This window comes from Stenotrophomonas sp. SAU14A_NAIMI4_5, assembly GCF_003086795.1.
Classification (GTDB): domain Bacteria; phylum Pseudomonadota; class Gammaproteobacteria; order Xanthomonadales; family Xanthomonadaceae; genus Stenotrophomonas.
This window is the reverse complement of the sequence record NZ_CP026003.1, coordinates 3,244,148-3,259,084: the sequence shown is the minus strand read 5'-3', so window position 1 is coordinate 3,259,084 and position 14,937 is coordinate 3,244,148. Positions and strand designations below refer to the sequence as shown.

Here is a 14,937-nt window from a genome sequence, read left to right as displayed (position 1 = left end):
CGTCAGGAAAGGGCACACGCACGGGCACAAGCCGCCGGTTGGCGGTCTGCGGGGCGCCCCTCTGTCCTTTTGCCTGAGAGTTTAAAAGTGCGGCTGGCCGCAGCTTCGTGCCCCTTCGGCGCCGGATCGAACCGGTCTCTCCAGAGTTCTGTTACGGGTGGTATCGGGCCTGAGCGATTACGGGCGTTGCGCCTTCGGCAGCGGTGTTCCGCTTCTCCCACCATGTTGCCCGGCGATTATAGCGGGTTGCCGCGGCTGAACACGGGCCCCGGAGCGGGGGCAGGGCGCCTGCGGGCCTGAATGGCCGATGGCCCGGCCATGCGTTTTGTGCAGCGGTCGATGGCATCGGCCGCAATCCGGGCCTATCATGGCCGGACTCTCGTATTCATCTGGCGCCGTCCCTGCTGCAGGGGATCGGCGCCCGCCGTGCGTGCCACGCATGGCCCAGCCGGACGCTTTGCCGATGACCCCCGCTGTTGCCCCTTCCACCCGTCGCATGGCCCTGCTGCTCGCAGGCCTGGCCATGTTCGGCCCGTTCTCGATCGACACGATCTTCCCGGCCTTCCCGCAGCTGGCCCAGCGCCTGGCGGTGGATGAAGTGGCCGTGCAGCAGACCATCAGCGTCTACCTGCTGTTCTATGCGCTGATGAGCCTGGCGCACGGGCCGCTGTCCGATGCCTGGGGCCGCAAGCGGGTGATCCTCGGCGGCCTGGTAGTGTTCATCGGCGCCTCGGTCGGCTGCGCGCTGTCCACCGACCTGAGCACGCTGCTGGTGTTCCGCGCGCTGCAGGGCCTGTCGGCCGGCGTCGGCATGATCGTCGGCCGCGCGGTCATCCGCGATCTCTACCACGGCCACGATGCGCAGCGGCTGATGAGCCAGGTATCGATGCTGTTCGGCATCGCCCCGGCCATCGCGCCGATCATCGGTGGCTGGATCCTGCTCAGTGGCGCCGGCTGGCCGCTGATCTTCTGGTTCCTGGTGGTGTTCTCGCTGCTGCTGCTGGTCTGCACTGCACGCTTCATGCCGGAGACCCACCCGGTGGCGGCTCGCGTGCCGCTGTCGCCGCGTGGCCTGCTGCGTGACTACGTGCGCATCGGCTTCAACCCGCGTTTCCTGCGCCTGGCGCTGGCCGGCAGCATCAACTTCGGCGGCATCTTCCTGTACATCGCCTCGGCGCCGGTGTTCGTCATGCAGCACCTGCACCTGGGTGAAGGTGGCTTCGCCTGGTTGTTCATTCCCACCATCGGCGGCATGACCACCGGTTCGTTCCTGTCCGGCCGCATGGCCGGGCGCACCACGCCCACCCGCCAGATCGGCATCGGTTTCACCCTCTGCGCGCTGTCGGTGCTGCTCAACGTGGGCTACGTGAGCCTGGCGCCGCAGTTCGCCCTGCCGTGGGCGGTGCTGCCGATCTTCCTCGGCGGCATGGGCATGGCGCTGATCTTCCCGATCCTGGCGCTGGCGGTGCTGGACATGTACCCGCACCAGCGCGGCCTGGCGTCCTCGCTGCAGGCGTTCATCCAGCTGATGATCAGCACCGTGGTGGCCGGCCTGGTGTCGCCGCTGCTGAGCGGCAGCCCGCTGCACCTGGCCCTGGGCCAGGCCGCCTTCTTCGCCGGCGGCTTCGTGTTCTGGTACTGGGAACACCGCCGCGAGCGCGCAGTGCAGGCAGTGGCCACGGGCCATTGAGCAGCGCGCAGGGGCAGGGCGCTGCAGCGGCGCCCAAACTCTTGCGGCAGTGACCACGCGGACTAGGCTGGGGATTCCAGCCAGCCGCTGCACGGGTTCGTGACGGCCAGCCGATCAGAAGCCGTCGCGAGGTACCCCCATGGCTGCGCAGCAGACCTACCGCCTGTTCGAGGTGGCGCTGAAGGAGCGCCGCGTCCTTTCCCCCTCCCTGCACCGCCTGGTGTTCACCGGCGCCGACGTGGCGCGGATGAAGACCGAGGGCCCGGACCAGCGGATCAAGGTGTTCTTCCCCTTGCCCGGCCAGGATGCCCCGGAGGTGCCCAGCGGCGAGGACTGGTACGCCCGCTACCGCGAACTGGCGGACGACCAGCGCCCGCCGATGCGCACCTACACCATCCGCCAGCTGCGCGCCGCACAGGGCGAAGTCGACGTGGATTTCGTCCTGCACGGTGAAACCGGCCCGGCCTCGCGCTGGGCCGTGCATGCCCGGCCGGGCGACCGCGTGGTGCTGCTGGCGCCGGACGCCGACTGCGCCGAGAGCAGCCAGGGCTGGGAATGGAAGCCGCCGGCCGGGGTCGGCCAGGTGCTGCTGGTGGCCGACGAGACCGCGCTGCCGGCGGTGGCCGGCATCCTCGAGGAGCTGGCCGCCCAGGTCGATCCGCCGCGCGTGCTTGCGCTGCTGGAAGTGGCGGGCGAGGGCGGAGCCATCGCCTTGAAGGCACCGCCCACTGCCGAACTGGTGTGGCTGCCGCGCGGCCAGGCCGCCTACGGCCAGGCGCTGGTGGAGGCCGTGCAGGCATGGTTGGCAGCCTCGCCGGTCGTGGCGGGCGATGCGCTGGACGAGATCGACGTGGACGCGCAGATCCTGTGGGAGCAGTCCGATGCGGGCGTGGCCGGGCCGTTCTACGCGTGGGTCGCTGGCGAGGCGGGGGCGGTGATGGCGATCCGCCGGCACCTGGTCCGCGACTGCGGGCTGGACCGGCGTGCGCTGACCTTCATGGGCTACTGGCGGCAGGGCAGGGTGCTGGACTGAACCTGCACGGCTGGCGCCCGTGAAACGGCGTCGTGGCCGGGGTGCGTTATCCTTGCGCCCCCTCGTAGCGGTATCGCCCCCCATGTCCACCACCTCCAAGACCCGCCGCGACCAGCGCCGCCGCCAGGAAGAAAAGGCTGCCAACAAGGCCGCCGCGCAGGCCTCGCCGGTGGAGCCGCATGCCGAACTGCGCGATGCGCAGCGCACACTGCTGGCCGGCGTCGTGCGCCGCGATGGCGAATGGGTGCTGGGCATGGATGGCCGCATCGCCGGCCACAGCGAGAGTGCCGCGCAGGTGCTGGCGCTGATCATGCAGGCCGGTGAACTGCACGAGCGCAAGGGCACGCCGGTGCGCCTGGTGTATTCCGATGCGCTGCGCGATGCCGCGCAGGCCGAGGCCAAGGAGAAGGGCCAGACCTTCGAGGAATACAAGGCCGAGCTGGCCGCGGCGATGGCGGCGAAGAAGAACAGCTGACGCCCATCGGGTAGCGCCGGGCCATGCCCGGCGAGCGCAGCGGTGCGATGAAAAGCCGCCGGGCATGGCCCGGCGCTACCGGAAACATCAGGGGCGGATCCTCGCGGAGCCGCCCCTTCTTTCATTTCGCCGCCGGTGCTGCGCTGGCCTGCCAGCCGCACATCTGGCCCTGGTTCTGCTGCTTCAGCCAGTCGTTGACCGGGCTGAAGTACTCGATCATCGGGCCGGCATCGAGCTTGTCACTGCCGGTCAGCTCCTTCAGCGTGGCCTGCCACGGCTGGCTGGCGCCCTTGCTCAGCATCGCCCAGTACTTCTGCCCGGCCTCCTTGTTGCCGTAGAACGTGCACTCATGCAGCGGGCCCTTGAAGCCGGCCGCATCGCACAGGCCCTTGTAGAACTGGAACTGCAGGATGCGCGCCAGGAAGTAGCGGGTGTATGGCGTGTTGCCCGGCACGTGGTACTTCGCGCCCGGATCGAAGAACTCCTCGCCACGGGTGCTGGCCGGGGCCACGCCCTGGTACTTCGCCTTCAGGTCCCACCACGCCTTGTTGTAGTTGTCCGGGGTGATCGAACCATCGAACACGCCCCAGCGCCAGCGGTCGATCATCAGGCCGAACGGCAGGAACGACACGCCTGACAGGGCCATGCGCATCTGGTTGTTGATGACCGCCTCGCGGCTTTCGGTCGGCGCGTGCACCAGGCCGATCGAGCTCAGGTACTTGGGCGTCATCGCCAGCACGATGGTGTCGCCGATCGCCTCGTGGAAGCCATCGTTGGCACCGCCCTGGAACAGCGGCGGCAGCGGGTTGTAGGCCAGGTCGTAATACAGGTGGCCCAGCTCGTGGTAGATGGTGGTGAAGTTCTCTTCGTTCGGCTTGATGCACATCTTGGTGCGCACGTCGCCTTCCATGTTCATGTCCCAGGCACTGGCGTGGCAGACCACGTCGCGGTCATCGGGCTTGATGAACTGGGTACGTTCCCAGTACGACTGCGGTAGCGAGGGCATGCCCAGCGACACGTAGAAGTCCTGGGCGCGTTCGGTCATCTGCTTGGCGGTGCGCAGTTCGGCCTCGCGCTGCGCCTTGTACTGTGCAGCGACGTTGGCATCCTTGCCGGCCTTGGCCAGCGCCGCACTCAGGTTGGCCTGGTACTGCTTTTCCAGCGCCCCGGTGATGTCCAGGCTGCCGGCACCCGGGTACGGTTCCAGCTGGTCCCACAGGTTGGACCAGTCCTGCTGCCACATGTTGCCCATCAGGTGCGCGGCGATCAGGCCGTTGCCTACTTCGGCCTTGTCCTTGCCGTAGGTCTTGTCCAGCTTGCCGCGCGCATAGCAGTGCAGCTGCTCGTACATCGGCTTGACCTGTTCCCACAGGCGGTCGGTTTCCGGCCCGATCTGCTCCGGCGGCATGTCGTAGCCGCTGCGCCACATCTGCCCGGCATCGGTGAAGCCCATGCCCTTGGCGCCCTCGTTGACCAGGCTGACGAACTGCTGGTAGTCGCCGCGCATGCTCTTGGTCGTGCTGTGCCACCCCTGCCAGGCATCGAGCTGCGCGTCGTAGTCGCGGCTGCGCGCCAGCACCTGCTCCAGCTCGCCGAGCTGGCGGCAGGAGTTGGGATCGTTGGCATCAGTGCAGTACTTGCCTGCGCCGTAGCTGCCTTCCATGCGGGTGGCGATCTGGGTCAGTTGGGCCAGTTTGGCCGGATCACGCGGCGCCGGCATCGAGGACATCAGCTTCAGCAGGTGGATGGCGCGCTTGCTGTCCTCGCTCATCGGCTGGCCTTCGAACTTGCCGGCCTGCTCGATCCAGCTGTTGAGCTGGGTCAGCGAGCGCTCGTTGGCCTTGGCGGCGATGCGTTCGGAATCGCTGTTGATGTAGGTGGAGGACAGCCACTGTGCCGAGGTCATCTCCGGGTAGGCGGCCTTGAATTCGGCGTTGATGCGGGCGACGAACTGGTCGGCGGTCTCGCCGGCGGGCGCGCTGGCGGTGGCGGCCTCGGTGCCGGGCGAAGGTTCCTTCTTGCAGGCGACCAGGGCCAGCGTGGCGGCGGCGATAGCCGAGGCCAGCAGGAGATGGCGGTGAGTCACGGGCGGTCCTTGGGTGGTGAACGACGGCCGAAGGCTAGTGGGCGCGCGTGCCTACCGCAAGTGGGGAAGGTTGGTGGGGTCCGGCAGGGCTGCGCCCTGCACCTGCAGAGGCCGAAGCCGAAGCAAGATCAAAAGCCCGCATTCCGTGGGATGGCGGGGCACTGTGGGTTTGCGGGGACGCCGTGAACCCGTCCATGAAGTGACCCCCAAAAGTTGGACAGTTGGGGGATCAGGCGGCCAACGCGGCCTGCTGCCGGTACTTTACCGGGCTCAGGCCCTTTAGTTTCAATCGGATACGGTCTTCGTTGTAGTACCGGATGTACAACCGCCTTGACCGATGTGGAGGTCTTGCAGGCCTCTTTGGCCACCTGCAATTTGAAACGAACCTCATATCTATTCATATAACCCTCTGGGTTGGATCAGGTGTCCAACTCCAGGGGGTCACTTCACCATGGGGGCTTGGTCGCCGCATCCATGCGGCTCACACCCCGCAAACCCACAGTGCCCCGCCTTCGACAGTTTCACGCGGCTGTTGGAACCTGCTGCTGATGGTGGGTGCCGACCGTTGGTCGGCACATCTGTCAGATGTCGAATGAATCATCCACGCATGGCGTGGATCTACTGGGACACGCGGCTGTTGGTAGGTGCCGACCGTTGGTCGGCACATCTGTCAGATATCGAATGAGTCATCCACGCATGGCGTGGATCTACTGGGACACGCGGCTGTTGGTAGGTGTCGACCGTTGGTCGACACATCTGTCAGATATCGAATGAATCATCCACGCATGGCGTGGATCTACTGGGACACGCGGCTGTTGGTAGGTGTCGACCGTTGGTCGACACATCTGTCAGATATCGAATGAATTCATTCGTGCCGACCAACGGTCGGCACCCACCAGAGCAGAACGCCTTTCCGACAGATCGCGGAGGTCTGTCGAAGGCGGGGTGGGTCCGGTTGAGGGGGTGTGAGCGCCATGGATGGCGCGACCAAGCCCCCATGGGTGAGGGCGCTTTGCTTGCGAAGCACTGCTTCGCGAGCGCCCGAACGCACAGCCGCCAGCGGCTGGGCCGGACCCCGGAGGGGGGGTTACGGCGTCCCCCTCAACCGGACCCACCCCGCCATCCCACGGAATGCAGGCGTTTGACGTTGACGGTGATTCGGCAGGTGCAGGGCTGCAAGCCCTGCCAGAACACAACCCCTCAGCTCTCGCAGCCGGCGAAGAGGTCGCGGTCGCGTTCGTAAAGTGCCGTCTTCACCTGCATCAGCCCCAGCACCGACGGGAACAGGTTGTCGTGGTCGGTGTACGCCGCCGAACGCTTGCGCAGGCACTGCAGGTCCAGCCCGCGGCTGCGGGCGAAGCCCGGCGAGAACCACATCGTCATCGGCACGCTGGTCTGCTCGGCCGGAGCGATCGCGTACGGTACGCCGTGCAGGAACAGGCCCTTCTCACCCAGCGACTCGCCGTGGTCGGACAGGTAGATCATCGCCGTGTCGTAGTCCTGCAGGCCCTGCAGCGTGCCGATCGTCTTGCTCAGGAAGTGGTCGGTGTAGAGCACCGCGTTGTCGTAGCTGTTGACGATCTCCTCGCGCGAGCAGCGGCCGATGTCACGCGTATCGCAGGTCGGCTTGAAGCGCGCGAAAGCCGCCGGATAGCGCTCGAAGTAGGCCGGGCCATGGTTGCCCAGCTGGTGCAGCACCACCACGCGATCGCCCGGCTTGGCACGCACCTGCGTGGCCAGATCCTGCAGCAGGATCTCATCCATGCAGCGGCCATCCGCACACAGGCCGGGCGTTGTCGCGTCGGACAGTGACTGGAAATCAAGGCCTTCGCAGACGCCCTTGCAGCCGGACTGGTTGTCACGCCACAGCGGCGTGACGCCGGCGCGGTTCAGCACGTGCAGCAGCGACTGGTGCGCGCGGATCTTCTTCTCGTCGTACTCGTGCCGGCCCCAGGGCGAGTACATGCAGGGCAGCGAGACTTCGGTGCTGGTGCCGCAAGAATGCATGTCCGGGAAATTGATTACCGGCGCCTGCGCCAGTTCCGGCGTGGTGTTGCGCCCGCCGTTGAGGCCCCAGTTCTGCGCACGCACGGTTTCGCCCATCACGATCACCAGCAGCCGCGGCTTGCTGGTCGGCGCGCGCGGGGTGGCCTTGGCATCGGTGCCGATCGGCAGTTTCGGCGCGCGCTGCACCGGGTTGTCGCCGCGCAGCGCACGCGGCATGCCCAGCAGCACGTTGGCCGGCGTGGCCAGGTAGCGCACTTCGCGCTGGTTGCGCATCAGCGCCGAGACATCCTGGAACGACATCAGCGCGCCACCCACGGCGGTGACCGCCGCCACCAGCAGGAAGCCCACGCGCCACAGCAGGGTGCGGCCCCAGCTGCGGCGGCGCAGTTCCACCCGCCACAGCAGCACCATCGGCAGCACCGCCAGCAGCAGCACCGGCCAGACCAGCGAGGCCGTCATCAGCTCGCGGCTTTCCTTCGGATCGGTCGCCAGCACGTTGCGCAGCATGTCCGCATCCAGGTAGATGTGGAACTGGCTCATGTAGTGCGCGGCGAAGGCGGTCACCAGCAGCAGCACGCTGGTCACCACCTTGGCATTCCAGCGCCAGACCAGGATGCCCAGCAGCACGCCGTGCGCGCCGAGCAGCAGCAGGAACAGCGACAGCGCGTAGCGCAGGCTGCCGGGATGGCTGGCCATGGCGCTGTGCCAGAACAGGCCGTTGCCGGCCACCGCGAAGAACAGGCTCGTCAGCGCGATCAGCGCTTCGGTGGACAGCTGCGGGCGCCAGCGATGAAGGCTGGCCAGTGCCGGCAGGCGCAGCGAACGTTGGACCGATGCATTCATGCACGTGCCTCCTGGCGGGTCGGACGTTCCAGCGTGCGCCGGGCCAGCAGCCGCTCCGTGATCAGGAACAGGCCCAGCGACAGCAGCCAACACAGCAAGGCCGTGGCAACGTCATGCGAAAGAAAATGGGCGCCGCGCAGCTGCTGGCTGATGCCGAACACCAGGCCGCTGCCGAGGCCGATCCACAGCCCGGCCCAGCGCCACGCCGGGCGCCAGAGCAGGGCGAAGAAGTACAGGCACAGCCAGGCGTAGCCGGCGCTGGCATGGCCGGCCGGGAAACAGGCACGCACGGGCATGCCCTCGGGGCGGCTGGCCAGCAGGCCGATGAAGGGCTCGTGGCCGCCATAGCGCAGCAGGTCCCAGGGGCAGTCCATCGGCACCAGCGCCTTGAGCAGCGAGATCAGGCCGGTGCCCAGCGCCATCGCCACCACCACGTACAGCAACGCCCAGCGCAGGGTGCGGTCGCGGCCGCGGCGCCAGTGGTGGAAGCACAGCAGGATCGCCACCAGGGCCGCCGCCGTGCTCAGCCACTTGCCGCCCTTGTGCACGACCGCGCGGGTCAGCCAGGCATCCTGCAGTGCCCAGTGGCCGCCCTCCAGGCGGAACAAGTGGTCGGCCACCCACTGGTCACCGCCAAAGCCCATCAACAGGACGAACAGCGGAACGCCGACGGCCAACGGCAGCAGCAGGTGCGTCAGTGCGAAACGCGATGCCAGCCACGAAGGCGTGAAGGCAGAAGCCGGGACAAGGGGACGAGCGGGCATGCGGGAAGGGGCCATGGCAGGAATCCGCGGCCATGCTCGTCACCTTCATGTCGGAGAAGGGTCGTACATCTGTTCGCGCCGGGTTAATGCCGCCCCGGCGCGAGCCAGCGTTCAGTCTTCTTCTTCCGAAGCACCGGCACGTTCGGCATGGCAGCTGGCGTCCCAGGCACTGCCCGGCAGCAGCTGCCAGCGGTTCCGGTTGGCGATGCCGATGTCGATCACCTGGGCCGGATCCACGCAGGGGCTCATGGCCTTGTCCAGCACCAGCACCCAGCGCTTTTCCGGGGCCTTGGCCAGCCACGGGCCGGCATCGTGCCACTGCTCGGCCCAGGGGCGCTTGAAGCCGAACTCACGTACCGGCCGGTCGGCCTGCAGCAGGTTCTGTTCGCGCCAGGCCACCAGGGCCAACTCGGCATCCGGTCCGATCCGCTTGCCGACCCGCTGCATCAGCGCAGAGGCGGAGGCGTAGGGGTCCAGCGTGGGCATCAGCACCAGCCCGTACAGCATCCACAGCATGCCGTGGGTCAGCAGCACCAGCAGGGCCGCACGACGCACCCGCAGCCAGACCGCCAGCGTGGCCACGGCAATGGCGAAGACCAGCAGGCCATTGCCAAGCACCGGCAGCAGCGAATCGGGCATCGCCCGTCGCGCCAGCTGGGCCTGCACCCAGTGGCTGTCGGTCATCATCATCACGCCCAGCGTGCCGGTGGCCAGCATCAGCACCAGGCTGTAGCCGAACAGGTAGCGGCGCACGCACAGGCGGCGCAGCAGGCCCGGCAGCAGCGGGGCCACGGCCAGGGCCATCGCCGGCAGCATCGGCAGCACGTAGACCTCGCGCTTGCCCGGGCTGGCGCTGAAGAACAGCAGCACCAGCAGCGCCCAGCCCAGCAGCAGCCACTGCCGGCGGTCGCCACGGCGCAGGCGGCGCCACCAGGGCTTGGCCAGCAGCGGCAGCAGCAGGCTGCCGGGCAGCCACAGCGTCAGGATCACCTGCAGGTAGTACCAGACCGGCTGGCGGTGGTGCCAGGCGTTGGCGTAACGGGTGCCGGTCTGCTTGAACAGCAGCTCGTGCGCATACGACTGCAGCGATGCGCTGGGTTCGTGCAGCAGGGCCCAGCCCAGCGGCGCCAGCCACACCGCCGTGCCCAGCAGGAAGGCCGGCAGCAGCCACAGCAGGGTGGCCGGGTGCGGGCCGGACACGGCCTGCCCGCGGCGGCGCTGGTACAGCCACCAGCCGAACCAGGGCAGCACCATCAACAGCGGCAGGAAGCCCACGCCCTTGGTCACCGTGCCCAGGCCAGCGGCGAAGCCGGCCAGCCACAGCGCCGGCAGGTTGCGGCGTTCACTGAGGTGGCGCAGCAGGCCCCACAGGGCCACGGTGGTCATTGCCACCAGCACCATGTCGATCTGTGCGCGCTTGGCCATCAGCCCGAACTGCAGCGTGCAGAACAGCGCCGCCATCGCGTACAGGGAGTGCCGTGGCGACCATAGCCGTCGCGCCAGGTCCGAGACCAGCCACAGGCTGAGCAGGGCCGCCAGCAGCGAGGGCAGTAGGAACGACCACTGCCAGCTGCCGACGACCCGGTGGGCGACGGCCTGCAGCCACATGAACACTGGCGGCTTTTCCGCGTAGAGCTCGCTGCCGCGGTGCGGCAGCAGCCATTCCCCGCTGTCGACCATGGCCCGCGCGGCCAGCACGAAGCGCGGCTCGTCCGGCGGCTGCGGCTGGCGCATGCCGAGGCCGGCGCCCAGCGAGACGATCATCAGCACCCAAAGCAGGGGCAGGAACCAGCGGCGGGGCAGGGCTACGGGCACAGCGGGCTCCGGGAGCAAAACGGCCATTGTCGGAAACAGGGCGTGGGAAAGGCGTCGGAGGCGGGCGCAGGGCGACCGCATTCCGACATGGTCAGCGCTACCATGGTACGAACTTCCGTGGACATTCCGTGCATGCGCCTGTTGGTGATCGAGGACAACCGCCAGTTGGTGGCCAACCTGTTCGACTATTTCGAGTCGCGCGGGCACGTCCTCGACGTGGCCCCCGATGGCATCACCGGCCTGCACCTGGCCGCCAGCCACCCTTACGACGCGGTGATCCTGGACTGGATGCTGCCGCGCATGGAAGGGCCGGAAGTGCTGCGCCGCCTGCGTACGGACCAGGGTTCGGAAGTGCCGGTGATCATGCTGACCGCCCGCGACGAGCTGCCGGACAAGATTGCCGGCTTCCGCGCCGGTGCGGATGACTACCTGACCAAGCCCTTCGCCCTGCCCGAGCTGGAGGTGCGGCTGGAAGCCCTGCTGACGCGCGCGCAGGGGCGCAACCCGCGCAAGCGCCTGCAGGTGGCCGACCTGGTGCTGGACCTGGCGACCCTGGAAGCCCAGCGTGGCGGCCAGGCGCTGCATCTCTACCCGGCCTGCCGCAAGCTGCTGGAAGTGCTGATGCGGGCCAGCCCGGGCGCGGTCACCCGCCAGCAGCTGGAGTTCGCCCTGTGGGGCGACGAGCCGCCGGATGGCGACCTGCTGCGTTCACACGTCTACGAACTGCGCCGCAGCGTGGATGGCCCCTTCAACGACAAGCTGATCCATACCCTGCCGCGCGTCGGCTACCGGTTGGCGGCCAGTGGCAGTGCAGGCAGTGGAAGCGATGAAGAAAGCGCCTAAGCCGGGCCCGCTGTACCGGCGTGTGATCGGCTGGCTGCTGGGCTACCTGGCGCTGATTTCGCTGGCGGTGTTCAGCGTGGGCAACTACGTGCACGAGCATGCCGAGCATGCCGCCTGGCGCGCGCTGCTCAATTCCGAGCTGGACAGCATCGTCGAGCACACCGAGCACGAACCGCAGTACCACTGGCAGGATTCGGACACCCTCAGCCTGTACCGCTTCGACGAAGCGAACATGCCGGAAACCCTGCGCGACCTGCACCCGGGCCTGCATGACGGGGTGATGGTGGGTGAGCGCGAGACGGCGGTGATGGTGCGCGACACCGGCACGATGGGGCGGGTCGCGCTGGCGCTGGACATCTCCGACTTCCACGACCTCGAACAGTTCGCCACGCGCTGGGTGATGCTGGCCGGCATCATCATGGTGTTCGTCACCGTGCTGATGGCCTCGTTCGGCATGGAACGCGTGGTACGCCCGCTGAGCCTGCTGGCCCAGCACATCGGTGCGCTGCGGCCGGGCGAGCAGGGCCAGCGCGTCGACGTCGATCCGCGCGGCAGTTCGGAACTGCACACGATTGCCGACGCGCTCAACGATTACCTGGACCGCAACGAGCAGTTTGTCGAGCGCGAGCGGGTGTTCATCAGTACCGCCAGCCACGAACTGCGCACGCCGATCGCGGTGATCACCGGTGCGGCCGAGCTGGCGCTGGAGCAACCGGGGCTGCCCGAACGCGCGCGCCAGCAGATGCAGCGCGTGCTGCGTACCGCGCAAGGCGTGGAGCAGCTGATCGAGCTGCTGCTGGTGCTGGCCCGCGATCCGGCCCGGCTGGCCGCGCGCGCCGAGCGCATCGCGCTGGACCAGTTGCTGCCGGAGATCGTCGACGACCATCGCCACCTGCTGGGTGACAAGGACCTGAGCATCGGCATCCAGGCCGCACCGGTGGACATCGTCGCGCCGCTGGCCGTGGTGCAGGCCGCGATCGGCAACCTGCTGCGCAATGCCATCGAAAACAGCGGACGGGGCCACATCGAACTGCGGCTGAGCGCGCAGGCGATGCTGACCCTGCAGGACCCGGGCCATGGCATGGCACCGGAAGAGATCGCCGCCATCCACGCGCGCATGGCCCGTGGCGAACGCGCCGACCGCGGCGGCATCGGCCTGGACCTGATCGCCCGCCTGTGCGAGCACCTGCGCTGGACCCTGCACCTGCAGCCCGTCGAGCCGCGCGGCACCCTGGTCACCCTCGACTTCGGCGCATCGCGTCCCGGCTGACCTACCGCCCTGGTAGATGCCAACCTTGGTTGGCACGTCATCACCCTGGTAGGTGCCAACCTTGGTTGGCACGCTTTCCGTCGACCAAGGTCGACGCCTGCCAGAGCAATCACCGCCCCTTCGGGCGCTCCACGTGCTGGTCGATCAGGATCACGTTACCGTCGGGATCGGCCAGCTGCAGATACCCCGTGCCCTGTCCGTCCGGATCGGTGCGCGTGGTCAGCTCGATGCCCTGCGCATCCAGCGCCTCCTGCAGCTCGCGCACATCCTGGAACTCGCCCAGCTCCTGCCGGAACTGGTCCCAGCCCGGGTTGAAGGTCAGCAGATTGCCTTCGAACATGCCCTGGAACAGGCCGATGACGATGCCGCCATTGCGCAGCACCAGCCAGTTGCGTGCGGCATCACCGCCGGTCACCACGAAGCCCAGTGCTTCGTAGAACCCGCGCGAGGCCGCCAGATCCTTCACTGACAGGCTGACCGAGAAAGCACCCAGTTGCATGACCTGCGCCGATGGCGGTGTGCCGGTGGCGATGGAACGTCGGGGATGGGGCAATTCTGCGCAGGTCGTGGAGCCGCAGCAAGCAGCGCAGCATGACCCGGCGTGAAGGCGATGTTAACCTCGGGCAGCGCCGCATCCTGCGGCGTTTTTTTTCCGCTCTTTCGATCGACAGAGGATCCCATGCCGACCGAACCCGCTACTGCCCTGATCAGCAACGACATCGTGGGCCTCGGCCTGATTGCCGCCACCCTTGCCCTGATCTTCTGGGCCGCCAGTGGCCCGACCCCGCTGCTGAAGAAGATCTTCGCCTGGGTGCCGGCGCTGCTGCTGTGCTACTTCATCCCCGCCATCTACAACACCGCCGGTGTCATCGATGGCCACAACACCGCGCTGTACAACCCGGTGGCCCGCGACGTGCTGCTGCCGGCCGCGCTGGTCCTGCTGACCCTGTCGATCGACCTGAAGGGCATCGCCAAGCTCGGCCCGAAACTGCTCGTGGTGTTCTGCGCCGGTACCGCCGGCATCATGCTCGGTGCCATCGTCTCCTTCCAGGTGATGAAGCTGATCCACCCGGAAACGGTGGCCGGTGATACCTGGGCCGGCATGGCCGCGCTGGCCGGCAGCTGGATCGGTGGGGGTGCCAACATGGTGGCCATGCGCGAGGTATTTGGCGTCGATGCCACCACGTTCGGCCAGTTCGCGGTGGTCGACGTGGCCTGTGCCAGCCTGTGGATGGCCATCCTGCTGTTCCTGGCCAACCGTGCGCAGCAGATCGATACCCGCAACGGCGCCGACACCCGCGCCATCGATGAAATGAAGGCGCGCATCAGCGCCTACGACGCACAGAACGCCCGTATTCCCAGCATGACCGACCTGATGATCATCGTCGGCGTGGCGCTGGGCGGCGTCGGCTTGGCCCATGCGATCGCGGCGCCGCTGGCGGGCTGGTTCAAGGCCAACGTCAGCTGGGCCAGCCAGTTCAGCCTGGACAGCCAGTTCGTCTGGGTCATCCTGCTGTCCACCGCGATGGGCCTGGGCCTGAGCTTCACCCGCGCGCGCCGCCTGGAAGCCGCCGGTGCCTCGCGCCTGGGCACGCTCTTCCTGTATTTCCTGATCGCCTGCATCGGCATGCAGATGAATCTGCTGTCGCTTCTGGACCGGCCGTGGCTGTTCCTGCTCGGCGCGATCTGGATGGCAACGCACGTGCTGGTGCTGTGGGTGGTGGCCAAGCTGCTGCGTGCGCCGCTGTTCTTCTTCGCCATCGGCTCGCAGGGCAACATCGGTGCAGCGGCGTCGGCACCGGTGGTGGCGGCGGCGTTCCATCCTTCGCTGGCGCCAGTGGGCGTGCTGCTGGGCACGGTGGGCTACGCCACCGGTACCGGCCTGGCCTATGTCACCGGCTTGATCCTGAAGTGGATGGCCAACGCCTGATCACGCGGCGCTGCAGCGCTGAGCCCGTGTTCGGCGGCTGCACGGCCTGACGCATGTGCCTGCCGCTGCCGGAACTGTGCGGCGGATAACGGAATGTGGGGCGCGTGCCACGTAGCGTGGCGGCATGCGTCGCGTGGGGAAGCAGGGGGCTCGCGGCGCAGCCTCCGCTGGCGGCTGCCAG

General features: G+C 67.9%; 11 protein-coding genes, 1 pseudogene and 1 riboswitch. Of the genes and pseudogenes, 6 read left to right on the top strand and 6 right to left on the bottom strand.

Annotated elements, in window-relative coordinates:
- Positions 1–51 precede the first annotated feature (51 nt).
- A riboswitch (glycine riboswitch) is annotated at positions 52–154 on the bottom strand.
- A 309-nt stretch (positions 155–463) separates the two neighbouring features.
- From C1925_RS15190 to C1925_RS15180, 3 genes are all read left to right on the top strand, one after another.
- Complete coding sequence (locus C1925_RS15190; protein WP_108769611.1) at positions 464–1,690, top strand: multidrug effflux MFS transporter; 1,227 nt, start codon at positions 464–466, stop codon at positions 1,688–1,690.
- A gap of 139 nt (positions 1,691–1,829) precedes the next feature.
- Complete coding sequence (locus C1925_RS15185) at positions 1,830–2,723, top strand: siderophore-interacting protein (RefSeq protein WP_108769610.1); 894 nt, start codon at positions 1,830–1,832, stop codon at positions 2,721–2,723.
- Between the two features lie 82 nt (positions 2,724–2,805).
- Complete coding sequence (locus C1925_RS15180; protein ID WP_108769609.1) at positions 2,806–3,198, top strand: hypothetical protein; 393 nt, start codon at positions 2,806–2,808, stop codon at positions 3,196–3,198.
- 121 nt (positions 3,199–3,319) lie between these two features.
- On the opposite strand, the gene C1925_RS15175 is transcribed toward C1925_RS15180, so the two are convergent.
- The 5 genes and pseudogenes from C1925_RS15175 to C1925_RS15155 all read right to left on the bottom strand — a co-directional run bounded on the left by C1925_RS15175 (position 3,320) and on the right by C1925_RS15155 (position 10,713).
- A complete protein-coding gene (locus tag C1925_RS15175) occupies positions 3,320–5,284 on the bottom strand; it encodes a M2 family metallopeptidase (RefSeq protein ID WP_108769608.1) in 1,965 nt (654 codons plus the stop codon).
- A gap of 229 nt (positions 5,285–5,513) precedes the next feature.
- A pseudogene (locus C1925_RS15170) lies at positions 5,514–5,606 on the bottom strand (IS3 family transposase); the annotation flags it as partial.
- An 878-nt stretch (positions 5,607–6,484) separates the two neighbouring features.
- On the bottom strand, positions 6,485–8,134 hold the full coding sequence (locus tag C1925_RS15165; RefSeq protein ID WP_108769607.1) for a phosphoethanolamine--lipid A transferase: 1,650 nt from the start codon (positions 8,132–8,134) through the stop codon (positions 6,485–6,487).
- Positions 8,131–8,898 carry a phosphatase PAP2 family protein gene (locus C1925_RS15160; protein ID WP_108770733.1) on the bottom strand — a complete coding sequence of 256 codons (768 nt, stop codon included), beginning with the start codon at positions 8,896–8,898 and terminating at the stop codon, positions 8,131–8,133. The genes C1925_RS15165 and C1925_RS15160 overlap by 4 nt, the downstream gene beginning before the upstream one ends.
- A gap of 111 nt (positions 8,899–9,009) precedes the next feature.
- Positions 9,010–10,713 (bottom strand): glycosyltransferase family 39 protein, encoded by a 1,704-nt coding sequence (locus C1925_RS15155; RefSeq protein WP_108769606.1) that lies wholly within the window; start codon positions 10,711–10,713, stop codon positions 9,010–9,012.
- A 132-nt stretch (positions 10,714–10,845) separates the two neighbouring features.
- Between C1925_RS15155 and C1925_RS15150 the strand changes: the two genes are divergently transcribed.
- Positions 10,846–11,556, top strand: a complete 711-nt coding sequence (locus C1925_RS15150; protein WP_108769605.1) for a response regulator transcription factor — start codon at positions 10,846–10,848, stop codon at positions 11,554–11,556.
- On the top strand, positions 11,540–12,826 hold the full coding sequence (locus C1925_RS15145) for a HAMP domain-containing sensor histidine kinase (protein ID WP_108769604.1): 1,287 nt from the start codon (positions 11,540–11,542) through the stop codon (positions 12,824–12,826). Before C1925_RS15150 ends, C1925_RS15145 begins: the two co-directional genes overlap by 17 nt.
- 109 nt (positions 12,827–12,935) lie before the next feature.
- Here C1925_RS15145 and C1925_RS15140 read toward each other — a convergent pair whose 3' ends face one another.
- A complete protein-coding gene (locus C1925_RS15140) occupies positions 12,936–13,325 on the bottom strand; it encodes a VOC family protein (protein WP_108769603.1) in 390 nt (129 codons plus the stop codon).
- Positions 13,326–13,505: 180 nt separating this feature from the next.
- On the opposite strand from C1925_RS15140, the gene C1925_RS15135 reads away from it, so the two are divergent.
- Positions 13,506–14,756 carry a DUF819 family protein gene (locus C1925_RS15135; RefSeq protein WP_108769602.1) on the top strand — a complete coding sequence of 417 codons (1,251 nt, stop codon included), beginning with the start codon at positions 13,506–13,508 and terminating at the stop codon, positions 14,754–14,756.
- Positions 14,757–14,937 lie beyond the last annotated feature (181 nt).